Origin of the sequence: Flexistipes sp., assembly GCF_036172515.1 — a bacterium.
Classification (GTDB): domain Bacteria; phylum Chrysiogenota; class Deferribacteres; order Deferribacterales; family Flexistipitaceae; genus Flexistipes.
Map to the genome: position 1 here is coordinate 149699 of NZ_JAXKVW010000002.1, position 23518 is coordinate 173216.

Consider the following 23518-nt stretch of genomic DNA (forward strand, 5'->3'; position numbering starts at 1 on the left):
TTTGATAAGAATAACACGGATAATAAATTTTAACAACAAACTGAATTTCATTTTGCACCGAGAGTTTCGTGTATGTGTACTACTTATGTAAAACTCTTAAAACCGTGCATCTAAATTTAAAATACTAAATAAAGCTTCGCACTTAATTTGGTCAATGCGAAATCGAGCACTTAAATTCTTAAGTGCTCGGCTGTGGCAATTTCAAAATAATATAAAAAGAGAGATTATCTTGTTGTTGTAACTCCTCGCAAAGACTTATAATATGCGCAAGTGCGAAACTTGAATATTAATTTGTTTTGATAACCCCTTTTAAATCAAAGTTGTAAGTGGTATATTTTATCTATGAAGAAGGTTTTATATCTCTGGCTTTTGTTTTTTTTCATGGGATTTGTTATGATAAATTTTCCTTTTCTCCTTATTTTTGACAAATTTCAGCTTATTTTTAATATCCCTTTAATTTATTATTATCTGATAATAGGATGGCTGTTTTCGATACTGATAGTGTATGTGTTTGTTAAAAAAATAGACAGAGACGAAAATGATTAGTCCGCCTGTTCTGGCAAGTGTGACATTCAGTTATCTTATTCTACTGTTTGTTGTAGCGTATTATTCTGAGAAAATTTATAAAAATAATCCTGCATTCCTGAACAATCCTTATGTGTATACGTTAACTCTGGCAGTATACTGCACCAGCTGGACCTATTATGGTTCTGTGGGAAGGTTTACTACTCACGGGATTGAGTTTCTGGCAATTTATCTGGGGCCTACTCTTGTAATTTTTACGTGGTGGTTTCTGCTCCGGAAAATGGTACGGATTTCTGAAGAGTACAGCATAACATCATTGGTGGATTTCATCAGTTTCAGATATGGGAAATCCAATATCCTTGGTATTGTTGCGGCTATATTTTGTTTACTGGGAGTTATTCCTTATATTTCTCTGCAGTTGAAATCTATGAGCGATACCATTCAGATAATGCTCGGATATGAGCTTGTCAGAGAGGCTAATATTTTTAAAGACGAATCGTTTTACGTAGCCCTTTTTATTGCCATTTTTTCAGCTGTTTTTGGTACGAGGCATTTTGGAGATAAACGTAAACACCCTGCCTTAGTTGGTGCAATTGCCTTTGAATCGATTCTCAAACTGTCCATTTTTCTGCTGGCAGGATTTATGATCACCTTTGTGATGTTTAATGGTGTTTCCGACATCTTCACACAGATGATAAATAATGACAATATCGAGGTTCAAAGAAAGTTTTATTCCCTTGCCACTATTCAGGGAGCAGCCGCTTCACCCTCCGAGTGGCTGGCTGTGATTCTTATGAGTATGATGGCTGTAATGTTCCTGCCAAGGCAGTTCCACATGGCTGTTGTGGAAAATCTCAATGAGCGTCATATACCCAAATCAATGTACTTGTTTCCATTGTATCTTTTTCTTATAAATCTGTTTGTAATACCTATTGCTTTTGCGGGCATAATTATTTTTCAGAATTCGGGTAATGCCGATTATTATTCTTTAACGATATTTTTAAAAGAAAAACAGTTCTTCTGGGCAATACTGGTATATCTGGGCGGAATAGCTGCCAGTACAGGAATGGTTATTATTGCTTCGGTCAGTCTTGGGACGGTGTTTGTGAACAATATACTTTTACCGTTTTTCGTCCGTATTCTTGTTAGAAAAAAGATCGGCTCTATTCTTATTAATTTAAAAAGACTTATGATAATTGTGATTATTCTGCTTGGATATTTGTATTATTATTTTGTGGGCAACTCATTTTCACTTGTGAGCCTCGGTCTTACATCTTTTGCGGCGGTAACTCAACTTGCTCCGATTATTATATGCGGCATGTTTTTCAAAACAGTAAATGAAAAAGGTGCAATTGCCGGGATTATTGCAGGATTTGTGATATGGTTTTACACACTTATTATTCCATTTGTTGTAAAAGCCGGGCTTCTGCCTGACAGTATTCTTTACGACGGGTTATTCGGAATATACCTGTTTAATCCGACAGCCTTATTCGGGCTTTCCGGGTTTGATATGTGGTCGCATTCACTTTTCTGGAGTCTGCTTCTTAATATTATCTTCTTTTTCGGAGTTTCCATATTTTCAAAACAGAGTGAATCGGAAAAAGAAACCGCTACAGCATGCGTGGAAGCACTGAAACTGGAGCGATTTATCAGGTCCAAAGCGGTGATTTCGGGACTTGGTGTGGATGATATGCAAAATATTCTGAAAGATTTCTTTGGTGAAAAATATGCTGCTAATAAAATCGATGAATATCTTGAATCCATTGATAAAAAGCGTGGTGAACTGAATGCTTTTGAAATTACAGAGATTAAGTCATTGACTGAAAAATATCTGTCAGAAGCTGTTGGACCGGGTGCCGCCAGACTGATTTTAAATTCATATATGGATATGATCGGTTCAAAGGAACAGAAAGTAATGGATGTGTTTAAGGATCTTGTTTCACTGAGTGTCACAGAATCGCGGGAAACACTCATAAAAAGATTATCAGAGCTTAATCTCCTGCTTGATGTTTCAAAGGTTTTTGCCGGAGTGGGAGATTTGCAGTCAAAGATTGACAGAGCACTTTCACTTATCAAGGAAACATTCCGTTTTGACCTTGTAATTCTGAGAAATATCAGAGAGGAAAAGCTTGTTGCTGTATCTTATGTGGGTGATATGACCGGAGGGCTTATTTCCAGTTACAGGGTACTTGAGCCTGAGCATTCTTATATAGGAAAAGCTGTAAAACTTAGAAAGCAGTTTGCTGTTAATGATATAGACCATATAGAGCTGAATCAGTTTTCTTCTGAGTTAAAAAGACACGGTATAGTTTCTTTCTGTCACACCCCTATTATTATCGGGGGCAGGTTGCAGGGGATGCTTTCATTTTTCTCAAAGGAATATAAAGGGCTATTTACGGATGAATTCCTTGATCTTCTGCAGAGTGTTGCAAACCAGATGGGTTTTTTGATTGATAACAGTAAACAGACAGAGCAGCTTATAAAGATGCGCGAAATTTCCAAAGAGCTCCAAATTGCCAAAGAGATACAAAACTCACTCCTGCCGGATAAATTTCCTGAAGTAAGAGGACTTAAGGTTGATGCAACCTGTATTTCTTCTGAATATGTGGGTGGGGACTATTTTGATTTTTTCAATGTTACGGAAGACGGTTTTGATTTTGTTGTGGCTGATGTTTCCGGGCATAATATTGCATCCGCTCTTGTCATGTCCGAAGTGAGAAGTCTTATAAAAAGCATTGTAAACAGCAGAGGAGAGTTATCTCCTGCGGAAATTCTCGGACACATTAACAGGGGAATGTACGATGATTTGGCAAAACTGGAATTCATCATTACCATGATTTATATGAGAGTGGATACAAAGAACAATAGGATTATATATGCCAATGCCGGTCAGAACCCTCCTATAATATGTGACAAAGGTAAAGAAGCTTATGAAATTACCGGCGGAGATCCGCTTCTGGGGGTATTTTCCGAGTATTCATTCAAAGAATTTACGGTTGAGCTGAAAGGTAATGAAACAATTCTTGCTTATACCGATGGCTTAACGGATACACAGAATATTTATGGAGATTTTTTCGGTATTGAAAATCTGAAAAAGACACTATGCGGAGTGATGTTTAAAGACCCCTCTGAACTTAAGTCATATATTCTGGATACACTCATTGAATTCAGGGGAGACAGAGACCAGACGGACGATGTAACCATGGTTGTGATAAGTCTTAAATGATTTTAACTTCCCAGCCCCATTATTACTGCTGATACAATTATACACAGCACTGTAAAAGAAAAAATAATCATAGGAATATCTTTGGCTATCAAGAAAAAGAAGGTTAAATATATCAAACTGGCTACCGGGGTAAAAATTATCACCAGAAGTGCGCTGTACAATGTATCTGTGGGATTCATTGAAAAAAGTCCGTTGAGAATGGGGAGAATATCAACCGATGAGTAGGTTTCAATGGATGTATGCAGTAAAAGCATTTCAATCAAAGCCAAAACAATAAGAAGAAGACTCAGAACTGTTCCGTATGTGAGAATTTTTGACGTAGTAATATGAACTTTTTTCATTATTAACCCAGCGACCTTATAAGCATCTGAATTGCCACAAAAACTATGAATATCAAAAATATGTTCTTTATTGTAGCATCTTTTATTTTGCCGACTGTTCGAGCCGAAATATTTGAACCAAGAACCACTCCAATAACCATCATACCCGAAGGCAAAGGCTGGACATAACCCGATTTAAAATATATCAGAGCTCCTGCCGAAGCAGTCATGCCTATCATAAAATTACTTGTGGCTGTGGCTGTTTTCATAGGTAACTTAGACACAGCGTTCATTGCCGGTACTTTGAAAATACCCCCTCCAAGCCCCATCGAACCGGAGATCAAGCCTGCAAAACCTGACAGAAGTGTGGTTAAAGGAATATTTTTTGCTTTGTAAGTTACATAATCCTTCTTTTGGGTATCGTAAAACTTTGCCTGAAATACTCCGGAAGTGTCTTTTTGTTGATATTCCATAACATCTTTGGCTCGGGTTCCTTTGTAAAATAAGAATGCCATTATCAAAAGGAAAATGGAAAATGAGAGCATAAGAGGTTTTTCAGGGAGATTTGTACTGATTAAGCCGCCTGCAACAGCACCGGCAGCTGTAATCATTTCAAGATATATACCAAGGCGTATATTTACCAGTCCTTTTAGGACATTTACAGAAGCTGCACTTGAGCTTGTTGCAACAATTACTATAAGACTGGTTGCAATAGCCGTATGTATGGGATAACCGAATACTATCACCATTACCGGAATAATTAAAGCTCCTCCGCCGATTCCCAGCAGAGCGCTGAGAAAACCTACGCAGATTCCTGTAAAAACAAGAGCAAAGGCTGTAATCATTGCTGAAGATTATAGGAGAAATGCTGTAAAGTCAATGTGTATAGCTGTTTTACCTTCCCATTTTTTATTGTGTACACAAATTTATCGGTTTTCGACCGATGCTAGCAGTGCAAATATTTTTCAATGTAATTTGCACGCATTTCGCAGCCGAAACTCGAAACTACTGCCGCTAACCGTCTACACCCTCCTCTCATAATTGTTTTTATTTGCAAATATTTATCCATATTTACATTCCAACACAGGGTGTGACCGCTAATCGGCAGTACGTTTCTCAAACATCGGCTGCTTCATTTGTGCAAATTACATTGAAATCAGTGTCATGTTAGCTAAGTATATGTAAAACAATACTTTTATATGATTTTTGAGGTGATGCCAGACAAGACCAAAATATGTTTCAACAACTGATGTGGCCAATGTTTTTTGAACTTTTTGTGCGGTAAAACCAACTTATATTCAGGCAATTTTATTTTGCATGGTTTTATGAAACATGTTAAAGATATGTATAATATTATTGAAACGAGGTTTAATATGAAAAAGATCATTACGATATTTCTGCTGATTTTGCCGGTCATGGCTTTTGCCAGATTTGAACCGGTTATAAAAGATATTGATGCGTTCTTTGCCGGCAAAAGCGGTTATATTATAGAGGTTTCTTCCGATGAGGTTTATACTGATCTTACTGCAGAAGATGGTGCTTATCCGGGGAAAGTGTATAATGTTTATAGAGAATCTGAAGTCATCAAGCACCCTATTACAGGGGAAGTTCTTGGAAAGAAGAAAGAAAAGGTCGGAAAGATAAAGATAGATAAGTTGTTTGAGAAATACAGTACAGCTGATATTGTGAGCCGGGAAAAACCTTTTAAAAAAGCGGATCTTGTTATGGTTAATCCCCCTTTTGATGTTTCGGTTACTTTTGAGAATTTTGGTCAGCGATTGCAGCTTTTGTTAAAACAGGAGATGAGTGGTGCCAAAAACATTAGAATATCTGAAAACCCTGAATATGGCATAAAATTCATTCAGGATAAACAGGGTGGGATTACCGCTGACATTTACGCAAATCAGCAGGAAATCAGATCTTTTTACTATGCAGATATTGCTGCAACTGCAGAATCCGGCAAATCCTCCACAGTGGATTTGCTTAGAAGCAGCCCGATAGATGCTGAATATAAATCCATTGCAGTGGGAAATATTTATAAAGACAATTTTGATTATATTGTTGCTGCCGGGGATGAAAAGATTGATATTTACAAGTTTAAAGCCAAAGGCTTTGCCCGTGCAGATGAGATAAAAGGTGACTTTGATGAAATTGTCAGTATTGAAGTAGCAGACCTGAACAAAAACGGACATGATGAAATATATGTATCCAATATTTCAAATACACGGTCGATAAAATCGATGATATTCGAGTATTCGGCAGAAGAAGGGAGATTTAAACTTCTTAAATCGGATATTCCGTTTTTATTCAGAACAGGTCTTGTAAATGACGAAAAGAAAATCTTTTGCCAGCGTGTTTCATATAAGGGCGAGTATTATGGCAATATTTATGAATACGCATTTGATACCGGTTTCCACAGAGGTGAATCCATACCGAACACTTCCGAATTTGGTGTGTTTGGATTTGGAATGGGTAATATCGACGGTGATAAAAAGTTGGAAAACTTTTACGTCGACGATGATTATAATCTGGAAATATACGAGTCCGGAAAGAAAATCTATGAAAGTAACGTCCGTTTTGGTGATACACCAAATTATTTTGTGATTTCTGAAGAGATAAAGCAAAAGCTCAGCAGTGAAGATTATGCGGACAAACCTTTTGAATTGGCGAAATACAAAAATTATCTGAAAGGAAGGGTTTTTGTTACTAAAGATAAAGTGCTTTATATGATTAAAAATAAGCCTTTTGCCAGTTTTCTTCCCAACTTTGATAAGTTTACCGATTCCCAGTTCGGCGGTTACAAATGGGAAGGCAATATGCTTCGGAGAGTGTGGGAATCTGATGTTTTTAAGCCGGTTATAGTGGATTATTATTTACAGGAGCGTTTCGGCAAGGTTTATGTTTTTCTTCTTCGCACATACAGCGGAGGGCTGTTCGATGGGGAAAAGAGTGAGCTTATATATATGGAAATTAAATAATTTTTCAAATTTTACATTAGGATTGGATAGCGATAAATGATTTAATATGTTTTGATATTTGGATTTTCTTGACATTTTAAATATCGCTTAATAATATTCAATAGCACAAAAATATATCCGTTTTTTTTAAACGATACAGGAGCATAGCTTTATGAAAATTGCATATAATCTAAAATCCTCAAATGAAAGAAGAAATAATCAGTTGAAGCCTGAAAAAACTCTTCCCTTTGGACAGCTGAGAACTGACCATATGTTCCTTATGGATTATAAAGATGGTGAGTGGGAAAATGCCCGTATCGTGCCCTATTCTGATTTCAGTATTTCACCAGGTGCTACTGTTTTGCATTATGCACAGTCCATTTTTGAGGGTGCGAAGGCATTTATGCATGAGGATGGAGAGATTTATACATTCAGGTTTGACAAAAATGCAAAAAGATTAAATAAATCTGCCGGTGTTTTGTGTATGCCTGAAATCCCCGAGGATATCCAGATGAAGGCTGTTCATGCACTGATTGATACGGACAGATTGTGGTTTCCAGTGCAACAGGGAGCTTCACTTTATATAAGACCTTTTGTTTTTGGCACACAAGATTCACTTGGCGTGTTTCCCAGCTCGTCTTATACTTTTGCAGTAATTCTTTCTCCAAGCGGACCGTACTATCCCCAAGGCTTTACTTCTCCAATAAAACTATTGATAACTAAAAAGTATCATCGTGCTGTTCCCGGAGGCACAGGGCATGTAAAAGCTTCCGGCAATTATGCTGCCTCACTTCAGGCTGGCGAATATGCCTACAAAAACGGTGCCAATCAGGTATTGTATCTGGATCATACAAATACTTATATCGATGAAGCCGGTTCCATGAATCATTTTCATATTAGCCGTAATGATAGTGTTGTTATTCCTGAGTTTACAGACACAGTCCTGCGTTCCATTACTTCCGAGTCTGTCATAGAATTGCAAAAAAGACTTCAGCTGGATATTGTCCAAAAACGGGTTAAGGTGGATGATTTTATTTCAGAAATTAAAAACGGTGATATTAAAGAAGCCGGTGGATTCGGCACAGCAGCTGTGGTCTCAGCTGTTGGGGAATATCTGCTTGAGGACGGAGGTAAGCTGACAGTGGGCAACGGCGAAGTGGGCGAGATTACCAAATACATCTATGATTTATATACAGGAATTCAGACGGGCAAATATGAAGCGCCTGAAGGCTGGCTTCAAAAGGTGGAAAGAAATATCTAACGGTTATCCAGTATATATTTATAAACCTGTCCCAATGAAATCCCCCCATCATTTGGGGGGATATTTTTATGGATATAAACGTTGAAACCGTTTTTCTGCAGAAGTTTTTCCGATTTTTCCAAAAGATATATATTCTGAAAAACGCCGCCGCTTAAAACAACACTTGTGCATCCGCTTTGCTGCCGGATTTTGCTGCATATATCTGTTATCATCATTGCTACACTGTTGTGAAATTTCTTTGATATGACTCCGGGATGAAGATCTTTATCAAGGTCGTGCAGCATTCCTTCAAAGAAATTTTTAAAGTCAATTTCGTCTTTCTTTAAATCCCACGGATAGTATTCGGATGCTTGCTTATCTTTAATTATATTTTCCAAAAGAATAGCGGTGAAACCCTCGTACTCATTTACTGTTTCGCCGGTCAAAAGAGTTCCGGCAGCCTCAAAAAGCCTGCCTGCGCTTGAAGTGGGGATACTGTTGAGTTTTCTGTCTGTCATCTTTTTTATCAGAGTTATCTCATTTTGCCGGATTAAAGGTGTAATTTTATCGATATGCTCATTTAACAGATTCATCTGATGCAGATAACCTGTAAGCATGCGGACAGGATGTTTTGCTGCAGAGTCCAGGCCCGGCTGAAGATAATTTTTCAGATGAAATTGCCTGCTGAGACTTTTTTGGAGAAGAAAAAACTCACCACCCCAGATGCTTCCGTCACTGCCCAAACCGGTTCCATCAAATATAACGCCTATAACATTGTCTGTAATACCGTGTTCAGCCATGCATGAATATAGATGCGCATGGTGATGCTGTATGGTTACAATTTTTCCTGTACAGATTTTTTTGGCAAATTTTGAAGAAAAATAATCCGGATGGAGATCTGTCAGCAAAATTTCAGGTTTGAGGCCGAAAAGTCGCTTCATCTTTTCATAAACCTCTTTGTAAAAATCTGTTGTTTTGCTGTTGTCAAGGTCTCCTATGTATTGACTTGTGAAAGCGTAGTTGTTTTTTGCCAGTGTAATGCTGCTTTTAAGATGGGCTCCCATTCCCGCAATGCACAAATGTGTCTTCTCAGGCAAGATAACAGGGAGAGGCGCATACCCCCGTGCTCGTCTGAGCATATACTCTTTGCTTCCGGCCGTTGTGATGACTGAGTCGTCTACTCTGGTGTGAATTGGTCTGTTATGGGTGAGAAAATTTTTGCTGAAATGAGATAATTTATCGTATGCTTCCTGCTCATTTATACAGATGGGCTCATCCGCCAGGTTGCCGCTGGTTGCTACTATAAAGTCCGTTTTCAGATAATTGAAAAGAATGTAATGAAGCGGCGTGTAAGCTTTCATAATGCCGATTTTCTCCCCAGAAGGATTTATGAATCCCGATACTGGGAGTTTACCCCAATTTTCTATAACAATAGGTGCAGAAGGTGTATCAAGGATTTTGATGGTTTTTTGGCTGTCAATGCTGATATGTTTTCTCAATGTATCGGCATCTTTTACCATTAAGGCTAAGGGTTTGTTTTTTCTGTTTTTTAGTTTTCTGAGTTTTTTTGCTGCCTTATCATCAGCGGCGTTGCAGATGATCTGATAGCCTCCGAGACCTTTTAAATTGAGAAGTTCGCCTTCATTTATTATCGCGGCAGCAGCTTTAAAAGCATTCTCACCTGCTTGCCCGTTTAACATGATCTGAGGACCGCAAACATGACAGCAGACAGGCTGAGCGTGATATCTGCGGTCGAGAACATCTTCATATTCGATCAGACACGATTCGCACATCTGAAATTCCGCCATTGTCGTTTTGGATCTGTCATAAGGTATGTTTTTAATGATGGAATATCTCGGTCCGCAGTTTGTACAATTTGTGAATGGATACCTATAACGTTTGTTGTCAGGTTCAGAAATATCTTTTATGCAGTCAAAACATATAGACAGATCAGGAGGAATTGCCGTCAGTCCTTCGGAGTGTTCTGATTTTCTGATTTTAAATTCTGAATAATTGGTATTTTCGCACTGTTTATACTCAATATCTCTTATTATTGCTCCAGCCGGGGATAAATCTTTAATATCCCGGCAAAAAAGCTCTAATTGATTTATAGTGGCATCAGATACAAGAATTTCCACACCGTTTTTCGTATTTTTGACAAAACCGTTAAAATTATATTTTCTGGCAAGTTTATAGATAAAGGGTCTGAATCCTATTCCCTGAACTACACCTTTTACAATTATTTTAAATGACTGTTTAGCCAAAAAATTCCCCGCATGCAGCCTTCACGGCTGATTATTATTGCAATTGTTTCAACAATTATCTATTAATGAATTAATATGTCCATTATCAATTTAAAACGATTTGAAGATAAATACAAATATTTATTGGGTGAAAAGTTCAGCGGATTTCACGAGGCTTTACAGCTGCCGCCCTTGAAGTATTTTAGAATCAATTCTGTCAGAAATATTAATTATTTAAAAGAGCTGAACGACAGGGGAATTAAATATTTACCCGACCGTTATTTTGGTGATTTTTACAAATTAACGGATGATATTCCTGTTTCTGATACGATAGCTTTTTTAACCGGAGGCATATACATACAAAACCCCTCGTCAATAATACCTGTGGATATGCTTTCCCGTGCTTTAAAAAACAATGAGGAGCCCGTTTTACTGGATATGTGCGCTGCACCCGGCGGGAAAACTACCGGTCTAAGTGAAAAAATTGCCCGAAGAGGCTTGATTGTGGCAAATGAGGTTTCCAAATCCAGATTAAAATCACTTCATTTCAATCTGGAGAAATACGGTGCATGGAATGTTAAAACCACTTCTGTCGATGGAAGGGTGGTTGGAAAAATGTTCCCAGAAACTTTTGACGGCATTCTTCTTGATGCACCGTGCAGCAATGAAAATAAAATATTCAGGAATCCTGAGGTCAGCCGGAATTGGTCTGAAGATTTAGTGAAAAAAATGCAAAAGCTGCAGACTGAGTTGATTTTTAGCGCTTATGAGGCTCTGAAGCCTGGCGGCGTTTTGGTGTATTCCACCTGCACTTTTTCCGTTGAAGAGAACGAAGGTGTGATCAAAAGCCTTTTAGACAAATACCAGGATATCGAATTTATCAGGTTTGAGGCTGATTTTGCATATAAGGGACTCAGCGGGGATGGGCGAATTGATGATAATGTATTTCGAATTCTTCCCGAAATAGAAAATATGAAAAATAACATGCAGCGAACCACTTATGACGGATTTTTCTCTGCTGCTTTAAGGAAACCGGGGGCAATGCAGCAGAAGGCCAGTAGAAAAGAGTCAAAAAACAAATATACTCAAACTTTTCAGAAATTTTTTAATAAAGAACTGCCACCGGGGGTGTTTAGAGAAGTAAAAGGTTTGATTTTTATGGAGAATAACATTGATCCCGGCATAAAATTTTTCAAAACAGGCTTAAAATCGGGAAAATTTGCAGGAGATGATATTGAGGTTTCTTCACAGTTTTTATGGGAATTCGGTTGCTCGGCAAAGGAGCCTTACATAGTAAGGCTGAGTATCGATGAAGCCGATAATTACCTTAAGGGCCATGATATCAATAAAGTACCTCCGTTAAAAGGGAATAATCTGTTTGCATTTTATGACAACTTACCTGTGGGAACCGTTAAGGGAGTTAACGGCAGACTGAAAAATAAGCTAGACAGATATTTTCTGTACGGGAAATAAGTGTTTTGTCACACTTCCAGCTTATCCGCTATTTCGGATAATGATTTTATAACGAACTCAATATGCCCGTCCTTATCCACATCAAGTTCTATTATTCCTTTTTCAATATCGTCTCTATTGACGCCTTTTGCGAACGATTTATCCTTTAGCTTTTTCTTTACGCTTTTTGTTTTTACATTCTCGATTTTTCTATCAGGTCTCACGTAAGCACATGCCATAAGAAAACCGCATAGTTCATCCACAGCAAAAAGTGTTTTTGCCATGAGCGATTCCCTTTTAACATCTGTATAGTCAGCATGAGATAGAACAGCATCGATAACATCCTGAGGATAGCCGTTGTTTTTAAGTATTTCAGCACCTTTAAACGGATGCTGGTCAGCAGAAGGATACTGTTCGTAGTCAAAATCGTGCAGCAGACCGGTGATACCCCATTTTTCAACATCCTCACCGAATTCTGAAGCATATGAGCGCATAGCCTGCTCCACAGCATAAGCATGTTTTAACAGGGAATCGGATTTTGTATATTCTTTTAAAAGTTTTTCGGCATCTTCTCTTGTTTTCATGTATTCCTCCTTTTAACCGCTATTATTATAATACCGCTTATAATCATAACAAAGCTTGCCACATGCGGCGCTCTGAACATCAACATCATAAGATCATCAGCCCTGAAAAATGAAACAAAGAAACGTATAATACCGTAAAATATTAGATAAAGTCCGGTTATGAAACCTTTACCGATATTGTCGTCATTCTTCCAGAAGTAAATCAGTATAGATGCAAATATAACATTCAGAATCATTTCATAAAAGAATGTCGGGTGTACAGCCAGTGTGCCGAATTCCTGGTATGCCGGCGGGTTGTATTTTGGAGGAAAGCTGATCCCCCATGATACATATTCCTTTAACTCATACATCTTTCCCTGAAAATTGATAAAGATTTCCTTATTCTTATCAATCATTGCTGCCAGTTTGTTCATCCCTTCAGGAGTGTTTGACAGATTCAGCGTATTTAATACTTTTTGCCAGAATTCAGGAAAAATGTTTTGCATTCTGAAAATAATGGAAGGAGGTGTTATTACAGGTACTCCGTGAGCTTCTCCGTTGGCGAAATTTCCAAATCGCCCTATCCCCTGTCCCAGCAGTAAAAAGGGAAGTATTATATCACCAAATGTGAACAGTTTTATTCCATAGTGTTTTCCAACCAAATATGCAGTAATAATTCCACCTATGATCCCACCGTGTATTGCCAGACCGCCGTGCCATATTGCAATGATTTCCGAGGGAAACTGCGAGTAATACTCCCATTTGAACAGAACATAGTAAATCCTTGCCCCTAATATACCCCCCAGGAAAGCAAAAATAACAATATTTTCCGTGTAATTGGGATTTATTTGCATTTTCTTGCTTTTTTGGCGTGCAAAGTACAGTGCAATTAAAACGGCTATCAGATACATTACGCTGTATACACGGATCTGAAAACCACCGATTTCAAAAAGATATGGAAACATTTAGCTTTCCTTTGCTCCTCTTCTGGAAGCTGTTATTATAGCGGCAAAAATCAGTATCATACCTGCCAGCTGAAATATACCCAGCTTTTCTTCAAATATAAAATAAGCAAGAATGGATGCTCCTATAGGCTCGCCTAAAATAGATATAGCAACCATACTTGTCTTTAAATGCTTCAGCGCCCAATTGAAAGAAGTATGTCCTAACAGCTGGGGCACAACTGCCAGTAAAATCATAAAAATATATGAAGACGGATTATAGCCTGTAAACGGAGTTTGCGTCAACAGTGAGGTAACAATTAGTGTCGCTGCACTGAATCCGTATGCAATGGTGATATATGTCAGTAAGTCCACATTTTCCCTTACTTTGCTCCCCAGTATTAGATAGCCGCTTGCAGCTATTGCGCCAAGCAGCGCAAGTCCGTCACCTATAAGGGCTGTTTTGTCTGTCATAGCCAGATTGTGCAGTCCGCCGTCACCCACAGCAAGTATCGCACTGCCCAGAAAAGAGAGAACTATACCGGCAATTAGAGCAGGACTCTGTTTTTCTTTCAGTATGAACCATGAAAAAATTCCAACGAAAATAGGATTTGTGGTAACAAGTACCACACTGCTTGCCACTGAGGTCATTTTTATAGAAGCAAACCAGCTGACAAAGTGAATTGAAAGAATGATGCCGCTCAGCATAGAGAGTAAAAAATCCTTTTTGTTCAATCTGCCGAAAGTATGCCCTCTTAATCTGTATATTACCGCAAGAATTATTGAGGCAATTGTTAAACGGTAAGTGGCAATCATAAGGGAAGGAACATCGGCGCAGAATCTGACGAATATAGCGGCAAATGATATGGAAACAATTCCCACAAGAAGTACGGAAAAGGTTTTCAGCATTTTTTCTTTCTCCATTTAAGAGATGTTCCTGTTTCAGCGATTATCATAGCAGAGAACATTAAAAATGCACCAATATATTGTTTGATTTTAAGTATTTCCCCGGCTATGAAATATCCGAAAAACGGGGCTGAAACCGGTTCCATGGACAGGATTATGGCAACTTTTGTGGGCGTTGTATATTTTTGCATGGATGTTTGTATAAAAAAAGCGACAACTGTTGCAAAAACCCCTGTTAACATCAGTGCGAAAATGTTCTGAACATCAGGAATGAAGTTGAAATTGCCTGAATCCATCAGCAGGATCAGTATAAAAGATGCAAAGGCGATAAAAGTCATCTGAACCGTTGTAAGCTCAAAAGCACTGAATTTTCTGGAATAATAATCTGTCAGTATCACATGAACAGCAAGAAAAAAAGCGTTAAGCAGCAGAATAATTTCACCTTTACTGAAAGAGAAACCGCTGCCCGATGTTATATAAAACAGTCCGGCCAGTGATACGCAAACCCCCACCCAGGACATTGGATGAGGATACTTTTTGAGGAATACCGTTGAGAGTATCGGGACAAAAACAATGTTCAGACCTGTCAAAAATCCGGCTATTGATGCCGGGGCAAGACCTATTCCAACTGTTTGGAAAGTAAAAGTAAGAAAAAGGGCACTTCCGAGAATGCAACCGCCTTTGATAACACCCCGTTTATATTTTCTTTTGAATATAATGGAAAGTATTATAAGTAATACAGATGCAATCAGAAATCTGTAAAAATTAAAGAGGTACGGGCTCATACTCTCAAGGGATTCCTTGATTATGATAAAAGTACTTCCCCACAAAAGAGCCACAAAAAAAAGGGAGGTATCAGCAAAATACTCCCAGGTTTTTCCTTTTAAACGGTTTATCATTTACTTTCCGCCTTTGAAAAAAGCCAATATTATCATTTTAAAATTCTTTTGCAACATATAAAAAAGCGGGTGAAATGGTGAATTAGTATTAAGTGTTAAGGGCTAAGTGCTAAGATTAAGGTAGAAAGTCCAGGTTGAGGTTGAGATGGTTGAAGAGGTTGATAAAGTTGAGAAGGTTGAAAGGGTTGAGTGGTACATGGGTTTGGGTTACGTGTGATGGCACGTTTTACGTTTCACATTTTATCTCTCACGTTTTCACTAAAACTGAAAAAAATATAAAACCGCTTGACATTGAATATATATGATTTTATAAGAGTAAAAAATAAAATACTATTTTATTTAGGAGGCATATTATGTCGCTTATGGATCAGTTTTGGGAAATGGCAAAGTCGGCAAAAAAGACTATTGTTCTGCCGGAAGGAAATGATGAGAGAACAATTGATGCTGCACATACTATTACGGAAAACGGTTTGGCTAAAGTAATTGTTTTGGGTAATGAAGAAGATGTCAAAGATCTATTTAAGCAGAAGGGTTATCCTGTAAACTGCGAAATAATGGATACTGAAAGAAGCTCATATCTTGATGAATTTGCAGATGAATACTACATGATAAGAAAATCGAAAGGGATCAGCAGGGATGAAGCCCTCGAAACAATGAAAGACGTTTTATATTTCGGCAGTATGCTTATCAAAAAAGGTATTGCTGACGGCTGCGTTACGGGAGCCTGCCACACTACTGCGGATGTGCTTCGTTCGGCAATTAGGATTATCGGCACAAAAGAAGGGATGAATACTGTATCAAGCTGTTTTATCATGGTTACAAATAAAAAAGAGTTTGGTAAAGACGGCGCTCTTGTTTTTGCCGATTGTGCTGTGAATCCTAACCCGGATTCTTCACAGCTGGCAGATATAGCGCTTGCTACGGCCGAGAGCTGTAAATCTTTTCTGGAAGAAGAACCGAAGGTAGCTATGCTTTCCTTTTCGACCAAAGGCAGCGCAAGTCACCCTGATATTGACAAGGTTAATGAGGCATTAAAAATAATCAAACAAAATTCGCCTGATCTGAAAGTGGATGGAGAGTTACAGGCTGATGCAGCACTGGTTAAAAGTGTAGGGGAGAGAAAAGCAAAGGGCAGCGAAGTGGCAGGAAATGCCAACGTACTAATTTTTCCCGATTTGGATGCAGGTAACATAGGTTACAAACTGGTGGAAAGAGTAGCCGGCGCAGAGGCGATTGGTCCGATTATTCAGGGTTTAAATAAACCGGTTAATGACTTGTCCAGAGGATGCAAGTATATGGATATTGTAAATGTAGCGGCTATTACCGCTGTACAAGCTTAGTTTCAGGAGGTTTATGGATGAAAATTTTAGCATTAAACTGTGGAAGTTCTTCGGTAAAATATCAGCTCTATTACTGGGAAGAGCATAGGGTTATCGCAAAAGGTGTTGTTGAAAGAGTCGGTATCGGCGATTCTTTTATTGTTCATGAAGTACCCGGAAGGGATACTTATAGAGATGAATATGAGTGTCACGATCACAATACGGCAATAAATCTGATAGTTGATACGCTCGACAGCGGTGATACTGCTGTTATAGATAAGATTACCGATATATCAGCGGTTGGGCACAGAGTTGTACATGGCGGAGAAAAATTTGCGAAAAGCGTAATGCTTGACGATGATGTTATTAAAGCTATTGAAGAGGTTCAGCATCTTGCACCGCTGCACAACCCCCCTAATCTTGCAGGGATTAAAGCAGCCAAAAACGTTTTACCTGATGTACCTCATGTGGCTATTTTCGATACAGCTTTTCATCAAACAATGCCTGATTATGCCTATACTTATGCTGTACCTTATGAATGGTATGAAAATTATGGTGTAAGGCGCTACGGTTTTCACGGTACCAGCCATTTATATGTTTCAAAAAGAGCGGCTGCATTACTCGGTAAACCCGCCAAGGAATGTAATATTATCACAATGCACATTGGAAACGGTGTTTCCCATACTGCGATTAAAAACGGAGTTTCTGTGGACACATCCATGGGACTTACACCCCTTGAAGGGGCGGTTATGGGAACGCGCTGTGGTGATCTGGATCCTGCAATACCGCTTTTTATGCAACAGCAGCTTAATATAGGACCGAAAGAGATGGATACGATTTTAAATAAAAAATCCGGTATTTTAGGCATTACCGGAAAATATACCGACCGCAGGGATGTATTAAAGCACTGTGACATGAATGAAAAACGCTGTCAGGTTGCAGTGGATGTAGAGTCGTACAGGCTGAAAAAATATATAGGGCAGTATTGTGCAGTATTGGGAAGAGTTGATGCTATTGTTTTTACCGCAGGTGTCGGAGAAAATGCCGGTATAATCAGACAAAAAGCATTGGAGAATTTAGAAAATCTTGGGATAGTAATTGATAAAGAAAAAAATCTTTCCACCTTCAGCAAATCAGGTGAAACTGAAATTTCTACCCCTGATTCCAAGGTAAAGGTTTTTGTGATACCTACCAATGAGGAGCTTGTTTTTGTGGAAGATGTTGTTGCAATTCTGAACGGAACATATAAAGATCACACGGAATATCCGTATACATTTTTAGATTAATTTTTATGAGGGGTTTTAGCCCCTCTTTTTTCAAATCCTTCCTTCCTCCACGCCGTGACAGGCTATTTTTCTGCCGTCTTTCTCAATAAGAGCGGGGACTTCGTTTTTGCATCGCTCGTTTGCATATCTGCATCTGCCGTGGAATACGCAGCCGGAAGGCAAATTTATAGGTGTCGGCACTTCCCCCTTGAGTGGGATATGTTTGGTTGAGGGGGTACCCAGCTTTGGAATTGCACTGAAAAGTGCTTTGGTGTAAGGATGCCTGGGATCGGAAAATAACGTTCTTGTATCTGCAAGTTCGCAAATTGTCCCCAGATACATCACCATCACTTTATCGCTAATATGCTCCACCACTGATAAATCGTGGGCAACAAAAAGGTATGTCAGCCCTCTTTTATTTTGCGCTTCTATCAGAAGATTGATTATTTGAGCCTGAATGGATACATCAAGTGCTGAAATAGGTTCGTCAGCCACTATAAATTCAGGTTCTACAATCAAAGACCTTGCAATGCTGATTCTTTGTCTCTGCCCTCCGGAAAATTCATGTGGAAGCCTTTTGAACCACGCTGTGTCACCACCCACCAGCTCCAGCACTTCTGAGGCTTTATCATTTATTTCAGAATCGGATAAATCCGGAAAATGAAATTTCAGGGGTGCCGTTAAAATACTTTTAACACTTTTTCTGGGGTTAAGAGATGCGTAGGGATCCTGAAAAACCATCTGCATTTTTTTTCTGTAATCAAGCATCTGCTTTTCACTTAAATTATCAATCCGTTTGCCGGAGTAATAAATCTCACCCTGATTGATTTTATATAAGCCTATAATACTCCGTCCCAAGGTGGATTTACCGCATCCGCTTTCACCAACAACGCTGAACGTTTCACCGGTATTTATATCAAAAGAAACATTGTTGACGGCTTTTACATAAGTTTTGTTAAGATAAGGCTTGCCCTTTTCAAAGCTGAGCTTATCGAGAAAACCGCCTGAAATATCAAAATGTTTGTAAACTCCTTTTACTTCCAATAACGGGGTTTCCGGCATTACAGCTCCTTTTCATTGTAAAGATGACACGATATTTTACGGTGTAATTTTTTATATTCTTTTAATTCAGGCTCATCCGTTAAACAGATGTCCATCATTTTAGTGCACCGTGGATGGAAACTGCATCCCTCAGGTATTTTGCCCAGTCCGGGCATATTGCCCGGTATTTGATTAAGTTTCTCTTTTGTATCTGCACTTTCAGGCAGCGCTGCAATCAGTCCTTCAGTGTAAGGGTGCTTGGGACTTTCAATGATTTCCAGAGTTTTGCCTTCTTCAATAATTTTACCTGCATACATCACAGCCATTCTGTCGGTAACCTGGGATACAACAGCCAGATCGTGTGTAATGAGAATTAATCCCATACCCATGGAGTCACACAGCTGGAGAAGCAGTTCCATAATTTCAGCCTGGATTGTTACATCCAGAGCTGTCGTAGGCTCATCTGCTATAATCAGTTCCGGATCAGTGAGCAGTGAAATAGCAATAATTATACGCTGTCTCATTCCGCCGGAAAACTCATGGGGATACTGCTCAAGCCTTTTTTCCGGAGAAGGGATATGGACTTTTTTTAGTTTTTCAACGGCAATTTTTCTGGCTTCAGATTTTGATATATTTTTGTGTGCCATCAGTGTTTCCATCATCTGGGTTCCGATGGTAAGCACGGGGTTAAGTGTCATCATCGGATCCTGGAATATCATGCTGATACGATTACCTCTTATTTTTCTGACCGATTCGTAATCCAATTTTGCCAGGTCTTTGTTTTTAAAAAGAATTTCTCCTGATTTTATGTATCCGGGTTTACTGATAAGGTTTATTATCGAAAAGCCCGTCACAGATTTACCGGCTCCGCTTTCACCAACCAGTCCGAATTTTTCACCTTTTAGCAGAGAGAATGAAACATCGTTAATTGCCGTCACCTCACCGCTGCGCATTTTGAAATTCACAACAAGATTTTTAACATCAAGCAACTTTTCGGACATTGAGTCTTTACCCCTTGTAGAGTTTAGGATTTAGTGTATCCCTCAGCCAGTCACCCAGCATGTTTACAGATAATACAAGAATTACCAGCACGATACCCGGAAAAGCCGTGATCCACCAGGAACCGCTGAAAATATATTCGAAACCTGAATTTATAAGTGAGCCAAGGGAAGGTCTTGTTACAGGCATACCGAGTCCCAGAAAAGAGAGGGCGGCTTCGCTCATTACTGCATTTGCAACCTGAATTGTTGAAAGTACAAAAATTGGGGATAAACAGTTGGGCAGTATATGTGACCACATAATTTTTACAGATCCAAAACCTGTAACCCTCGCTGCCTGCACGTATTCTTTCTCTTTCTCAGCCAATACAGAAGCCCGTACGGTTCTGGCATACTGAGGCCACTGGGCAAGTCCTATAACAATTATGAGAAAGGGTACAGCTACTTCACCGAAAGTGCCGACACCAAAAGCGGCTTTGAATATTGCACTGAGAAAAATTGCCACCATAAGATATGAAAACGAAAGCTGAACATCGGCCAAACGCATAAAAAAAGAATCTATTTTACCGCCTACGTAGCCTGAAATTAGTCCTATTATTATTCCCAGTACTGCCTGCAAAAGCACTGCACCTATGCCAATGATTATTGAAATTCTGAGTCCGTAAATCATTGTGGAAAGTAAATCCCTTCCCTGATCGTCTGTACCCAGCAGAAATTCTTTGCTTCCCCCGTCAATCCAGAAAGGAGGCATTTCGGCATTGAGAATAAAAATATTGTCAGGGCTGTAAGGGTTATAAGGTGAAATAATCGGTGCAAATACTGCTATAATTAACAGTAACATGAAAACCAAAAAACTGGCTATTGCAAATTTGTCGTTTTTAAAACTGTACCAGAGGTATGAGTTTCTGAATTTGCTGATTTTGTCCATCATTTTCCCGACCCCGTCACTCTGATTGTGGGATTTACAAGTCCGTATATTATATCAACCAATGTATTTACAACAACCATTACGATACCTACGAACATAAGATATGCAATGAGCAGGGATGTATCTGAACGCTCAACCGCTTCCATAAAAAGAAAACCCAAACCCTGCCACTGAAATACGGTCTCAGTAAGTATTGTAAAAGCTATTGTTATCCCCAGCTGTACACCGCCCACAGTTATCACAGGCAGAAGTGTATTTTTGAAAGCATGGACGAACCAAACCCGGTATTTATCAAGCCCTTTAGCCCATGCGTATTTTATGTATTCCGACTCGAGAACTTCCATCATTTCCGAGCGTATCAGTCTGATGAAAAGCGGAAGCATGATTGAAGAAAGTGAGATGCTGGGCAGGATTAGATGTTTCCACCCGCTAACAGTTAGAAAACCTGTCTGCCAGCCGTTTATATTAACCAATTCGCCTCGTCCGTAAGAGGGGAGCCATCCCAGCTGAATGGAAAAGATATAAATTAAGACGATAGCCGTAAGAAAAACAGGTATGGAAACACCGACAATACTTCCCCCCATCAAAAATCGTGAGAAAAGTTTTTTCGGATAAATTGCCGAATAAATACCCAGAGGCACGGATAGAAAAACTATTATAAATGAGCTGACCAATACGAGCTCAATGGTTGCCGGGGCTTTTGAAATAATAACATCCACAGCGGGTTTTCTGTAGAAATAAGATACCCCGAAATCCCCCTGAACAGCTTTTTTCATAAATCTAAAATACTGGATATGAACGGGATCATTTAATCCGAGCTTCTCCCTCAGCTCATCCCTTTCTTTTTCCGATACGGATACACCTGTCATCTGCCTGACTGGATCACCGACATTACTTTTAATGGCAAATGAAATGATGCTGATGACGAAAACCACAATAAGAGCCTGTACAATTCTTCTTACTACAAAAGCAAACAAAATATTCCCCTCAATAAATTTTTCATAAAGAAGCGGGCATTAAAGCCCGCTTTCTGATTATTTTATTACGAGATCACTAAAATATGGGAAATTCATTACATTTACAATAGGTTTTATCTGCAGATTGTCTTTTCCTGCCCATGATAAGTGCTGCCAATGAAGAGGTACGTAAGCTGCATCTTTATAAACAATACGGGCTGCTTCTTTTAACAGCTTGGCACGTTTTTTTGTGTCTGTTTCACTTTGGGAAGCAAGTATAAGCTTGTCGACCTTTGGGTTACAGTAATTTCCGCTGTTATATTGTCCGTATCCTGTTTTTTTGCTCGGACACATAAGAAGAAATTCAAAATAATTTGCCGAATCCTCGGTATCAGGGTGCCAGCCTATCATTTGCATATCTGCCACCTGTTTATCAAATTCTGCCCAATATTGGGCTTTGGGCATGGTTGTGAGATTGACTTTTATATTGATTTTACCAAGCATGGCAACAATTGCTTCTGCAATTTTTTCATCATTAACATATCTGTTATTCGGTGCAATCATACTCAATTCAAAACCGTCTTCATAACCGGCTTCTTTCATCAGTTTTTTTGCTTTTTCCAAATCATATCTTGGCTTCAGCTCAGGTACGTGGCCGAGAAAGCCTTTCGGGGACTGTTGCCCGGCTGCAGTTGCTTTTCCTTTCATGAGTATTTTTGCAATGCCCGGGTTATTGATTGCATGTACAATTGCCTGGCGTACTTTTGTGTTCTTCAGTTCCTCTTTGCGTTCCTGATTCATCTGGAACGTGATGATTCTACTGCCGGGCATTGTTACCAATTTTACACCGTTCGTACTATCAATTCTGGCATAATCCTGGGGAGGAACAGGCATGATAAAGTCTACATCCCCTGATAACAGTGCAGCTACTCTTGTGGCATCCTTTTTGATAGGGGTTAAAACAATTTTGTCCACGTTGCCGGGGGATTTTTTATCCCAATAATAGCCGGTGGCTTCCAAAATCATCTTTACTCCCTGCTCACGATATGTGACCTTGTACTTACCGGTTCCTGATTCATGGGAATTTGCAAAAGATGCGCCCACTTTTACAATGGCATCCTTTGGTTTGCCGTTTTCATCCACACCGGAATAAAAGTCTTTATCCATGGGAAAGATGTATGTAGCCATATTCAGCAACAACGGATAAGGTTTTTTGGTAATAATATCCACCGTGTATTTATCCACCGCCTTTGCACCTTTAAACGGTTCAAAAAGACCTTTGAAGTCAGGGCTTCTTTTTAATCTGTCCAGTGTCCAGACCACATCTTCAGCGGTGAACTCGTTACCGCTGTGAAATTTCACTCCTTCTCTTAGGTAAAATCTCATTGTCGTATCATTGAGTCTTTCCCACTTTTTTGCCAATCTGGGTTCAAAAGTCATATCCTGAGTCCATCTGACAAGTGGATCGAAGACCATATGGGAATATTGAAGCATTCCCCCTGAAAGCTGGGAGTGCGGATCCAGAGAAACGGGATCAGCATCCATGGCAAGCTCAAGTGTTTTGGCGTTTGCACTTAGTGCAAATATGCCGGTGATGAAAAAAACTGATAAAAAGGTAAAAAGCTTCTTCATAAAATCCTCCTGTAAAATTTGCCTGAACAAAAATAAGCTAAACTTAAATTTTGCTTTATTAGCAATTACATACAGATAAGAAAAATTTTATAACGTGTCAATATATT

General features: G+C 39.0%; 19 protein-coding genes. 7 read left to right on the top strand and 12 right to left on the bottom strand.

All coding sequences use genetic code 11. The features are described 5' to 3' along the window. Positions 1–342 precede the first annotated feature (342 nt). Together UMU13_RS02395 and UMU13_RS02400 are read left to right on the top strand one after the other, a co-directional pair. Complete coding sequence (locus UMU13_RS02395; RefSeq protein WP_328216947.1) at positions 343–546, top strand: hypothetical protein; 204 nt, start codon at positions 343–345, stop codon at positions 544–546. Continuing rightward, a complete protein-coding gene (locus UMU13_RS02400) occupies positions 539–3751 on the top strand; it encodes a SpoIIE family protein phosphatase (RefSeq protein ID WP_328216949.1) in 3213 nt (1070 codons plus the stop codon). Before UMU13_RS02395 ends, UMU13_RS02400 begins: the two co-directional genes overlap by 8 nt. A 2-nt stretch (positions 3752–3753) precedes the next feature. On the opposite strand, the gene UMU13_RS02405 is transcribed toward UMU13_RS02400, so the two are convergent. Continuing rightward, entirely contained in the window at positions 3754–4092 is a 339-nt protein-coding gene (locus UMU13_RS02405) for a DUF1634 domain-containing protein (RefSeq protein ID WP_328216951.1), read from the bottom strand. A gap of 2 nt (positions 4093–4094) precedes the next feature. Then, positions 4095–4916: a sulfite exporter TauE/SafE family protein gene (locus UMU13_RS02410; RefSeq protein ID WP_328216952.1), complete on the bottom strand. Its 822-nt coding sequence runs from the start codon at positions 4914–4916 to the stop codon at positions 4095–4097. A gap of 528 nt (positions 4917–5444) precedes the next feature. Between UMU13_RS02410 and UMU13_RS02415 the strand changes: the two genes are divergently transcribed. Next, positions 5445–7049 (top strand): hypothetical protein, encoded by a 1605-nt coding sequence (locus tag UMU13_RS02415; protein ID WP_328216953.1) that lies wholly within the window; start codon positions 5445–5447, stop codon positions 7047–7049. A gap of 151 nt (positions 7050–7200) precedes the next feature. After that, a complete protein-coding gene (locus tag UMU13_RS02420) occupies positions 7201–8289 on the top strand; it encodes a branched-chain amino acid aminotransferase (RefSeq protein WP_328216955.1) in 1089 nt (362 codons plus the stop codon). On the opposite strand, the gene hypF is transcribed toward UMU13_RS02420, so the two are convergent. After that, positions 8286–10532, bottom strand: coding sequence for a carbamoyltransferase HypF (gene hypF, locus UMU13_RS02425; protein WP_328216957.1), 2247 nt, complete (start codon positions 10530–10532; stop codon positions 8286–8288). The two genes, UMU13_RS02420 and hypF, sit on opposite strands and share 4 nt — an antisense overlap. A 75-nt stretch (positions 10533–10607) precedes the next feature. Here hypF and UMU13_RS02430 point away from each other — a divergent pair, with 75 nt between their 5' ends. Further along, positions 10608–11984 carry an RsmB/NOP family class I SAM-dependent RNA methyltransferase gene (locus UMU13_RS02430; RefSeq protein ID WP_328216959.1) on the top strand — a complete coding sequence of 459 codons (1377 nt, stop codon included), beginning with the start codon at positions 10608–10610 and terminating at the stop codon, positions 11982–11984. Positions 11985–11992: 8 nt separating this feature from the next. Here UMU13_RS02430 and UMU13_RS02435 read toward each other — a convergent pair whose 3' ends face one another. The 4 genes from UMU13_RS02435 to UMU13_RS02450 are packed head-to-tail and all read right to left on the bottom strand — an operon-like array spanning position 11993 to position 15272. Then, positions 11993–12547, bottom strand: a complete 555-nt coding sequence (locus UMU13_RS02435; protein ID WP_328216960.1) for an HD domain-containing protein — start codon at positions 12545–12547, stop codon at positions 11993–11995. Next, positions 12544–13491 (bottom strand): prolipoprotein diacylglyceryl transferase, encoded by a 948-nt coding sequence (lgt, locus tag UMU13_RS02440; RefSeq protein WP_328216961.1) that lies wholly within the window; start codon positions 13489–13491, stop codon positions 12544–12546. The genes UMU13_RS02435 and lgt overlap by 4 nt, the downstream gene beginning before the upstream one ends. Next, positions 13492–14391 carry a DMT family transporter gene (locus UMU13_RS02445; protein WP_328216963.1) on the bottom strand — a complete coding sequence of 300 codons (900 nt, stop codon included), beginning with the start codon at positions 14389–14391 and terminating at the stop codon, positions 13492–13494. Next, entirely contained in the window at positions 14370–15272 is a 903-nt protein-coding gene (locus UMU13_RS02450; RefSeq protein ID WP_328216965.1) for a DMT family transporter, read from the bottom strand. Before UMU13_RS02450 ends, UMU13_RS02445 begins: the two co-directional genes overlap by 22 nt. Positions 15273–15625: 353 nt before the next feature. Here UMU13_RS02450 and pta point away from each other — a divergent pair, with 353 nt between their 5' ends. Together pta and UMU13_RS02460 are read left to right on the top strand one after the other, a co-directional pair. After that, the gene (gene pta / locus UMU13_RS02455) at positions 15626–16612 is read left to right on the top strand and encodes a phosphate acetyltransferase (RefSeq protein ID WP_328216967.1); all 987 of its coding nucleotides are present in this window, start codon (positions 15626–15628) and stop codon (positions 16610–16612) included. Between the two features lie 17 nt (positions 16613–16629). Then, complete coding sequence (locus tag UMU13_RS02460; protein ID WP_328216969.1) at positions 16630–17877, top strand: acetate kinase; 1248 nt, start codon at positions 16630–16632, stop codon at positions 17875–17877. A 30-nt stretch (positions 17878–17907) separates the two neighbouring features. On the opposite strand, the gene UMU13_RS02465 is transcribed toward UMU13_RS02460, so the two are convergent. From UMU13_RS02465 to UMU13_RS02485, 5 genes are read right to left on the bottom strand one after another with little or no spacing between them, the layout of a single operon-like run. After that, positions 17908–18918: an ABC transporter ATP-binding protein gene (locus UMU13_RS02465; RefSeq protein WP_328216970.1), complete on the bottom strand. Its 1011-nt coding sequence runs from the start codon at positions 18916–18918 to the stop codon at positions 17908–17910. Further along, on the bottom strand, positions 18918–19898 hold the full coding sequence (locus tag UMU13_RS02470) for an ABC transporter ATP-binding protein (RefSeq protein ID WP_328216971.1): 981 nt from the start codon (positions 19896–19898) through the stop codon (positions 18918–18920). The genes UMU13_RS02465 and UMU13_RS02470 overlap by 1 nt, the downstream gene beginning before the upstream one ends. A 7-nt stretch (positions 19899–19905) precedes the next feature. Beyond that, positions 19906–20826 carry an ABC transporter permease gene (locus UMU13_RS02475; protein WP_328216972.1) on the bottom strand — a complete coding sequence of 307 codons (921 nt, stop codon included), beginning with the start codon at positions 20824–20826 and terminating at the stop codon, positions 19906–19908. Further along, entirely contained in the window at positions 20823–21800 is a 978-nt protein-coding gene (locus tag UMU13_RS02480) for an ABC transporter permease (protein ID WP_328216973.1), read from the bottom strand. The genes UMU13_RS02475 and UMU13_RS02480 overlap by 4 nt, the downstream gene beginning before the upstream one ends. Positions 21801–21857: 57 nt before the next feature. Beyond that, on the bottom strand, positions 21858–23411 hold the full coding sequence (locus tag UMU13_RS02485; RefSeq protein ID WP_328216975.1) for an ABC transporter substrate-binding protein: 1554 nt from the start codon (positions 23409–23411) through the stop codon (positions 21858–21860). Positions 23412–23518 lie beyond the last annotated feature (107 nt).

Coding starts and splice junctions, on each gene's coding strand:
- UMU13_RS02435 (WP_328216960.1), bottom strand. CDS start 12,547: ATGAAAACAAGAGAAGATGCCGAAAAACTTTTAAAAGAATATACAAAA.
- UMU13_RS02415 (WP_328216953.1), top strand. CDS start 5,445: ATGAAAAAGATCATTACGATATTTCTGCTGATTTTGCCGGTCATGGCT.
- UMU13_RS02430 (WP_328216959.1), top strand. CDS start 10,608: ATGTCCATTATCAATTTAAAACGATTTGAAGATAAATACAAATATTTA.
- lgt (WP_328216961.1), bottom strand. CDS start 13,491: ATGTTTCCATATCTTTTTGAAATCGGTGGTTTTCAGATCCGTGTATAC.
- UMU13_RS02445 (WP_328216963.1), bottom strand. CDS start 14,391: ATGGAGAAAGAAAAAATGCTGAAAACCTTTTCCGTACTTCTTGTGGGA.
- UMU13_RS02465 (WP_328216970.1), bottom strand. CDS start 18,918: ATGCCGGAAACCCCGTTATTGGAAGTAAAAGGAGTTTACAAACATTTT.
- UMU13_RS02485 (WP_328216975.1), bottom strand. CDS start 23,411: ATGAAGAAGCTTTTTACCTTTTTATCAGTTTTTTTCATCACCGGCATA.
- UMU13_RS02405 (WP_328216951.1), bottom strand. CDS start 4,092: ATGAAAAAAGTTCATATTACTACGTCAAAAATTCTCACATACGGAACA.
- UMU13_RS02410 (WP_328216952.1), bottom strand. CDS start 4,916: ATGATTACAGCCTTTGCTCTTGTTTTTACAGGAATCTGCGTAGGTTTT.
- UMU13_RS02470 (WP_328216971.1), bottom strand. CDS start 19,898: ATGTCCGAAAAGTTGCTTGATGTTAAAAATCTTGTTGTGAATTTCAAA.
- UMU13_RS02395 (WP_328216947.1), top strand. CDS start 343: ATGAAGAAGGTTTTATATCTCTGGCTTTTGTTTTTTTTCATGGGATTT.
- UMU13_RS02475 (WP_328216972.1), bottom strand. CDS start 20,826: ATGATGGACAAAATCAGCAAATTCAGAAACTCATACCTCTGGTACAGT.
- UMU13_RS02460 (WP_328216969.1), top strand. CDS start 16,630: ATGAAAATTTTAGCATTAAACTGTGGAAGTTCTTCGGTAAAATATCAG.
- UMU13_RS02400 (WP_328216949.1), top strand. CDS start 539: ATGATTAGTCCGCCTGTTCTGGCAAGTGTGACATTCAGTTATCTTATT.
- UMU13_RS02420 (WP_328216955.1), top strand. CDS start 7,201: ATGAAAATTGCATATAATCTAAAATCCTCAAATGAAAGAAGAAATAAT.
- pta (WP_328216967.1), top strand. CDS start 15,626: ATGTCGCTTATGGATCAGTTTTGGGAAATGGCAAAGTCGGCAAAAAAG.
- UMU13_RS02450 (WP_328216965.1), bottom strand. CDS start 15,272: ATGATAAACCGTTTAAAAGGAAAAACCTGGGAGTATTTTGCTGATACC.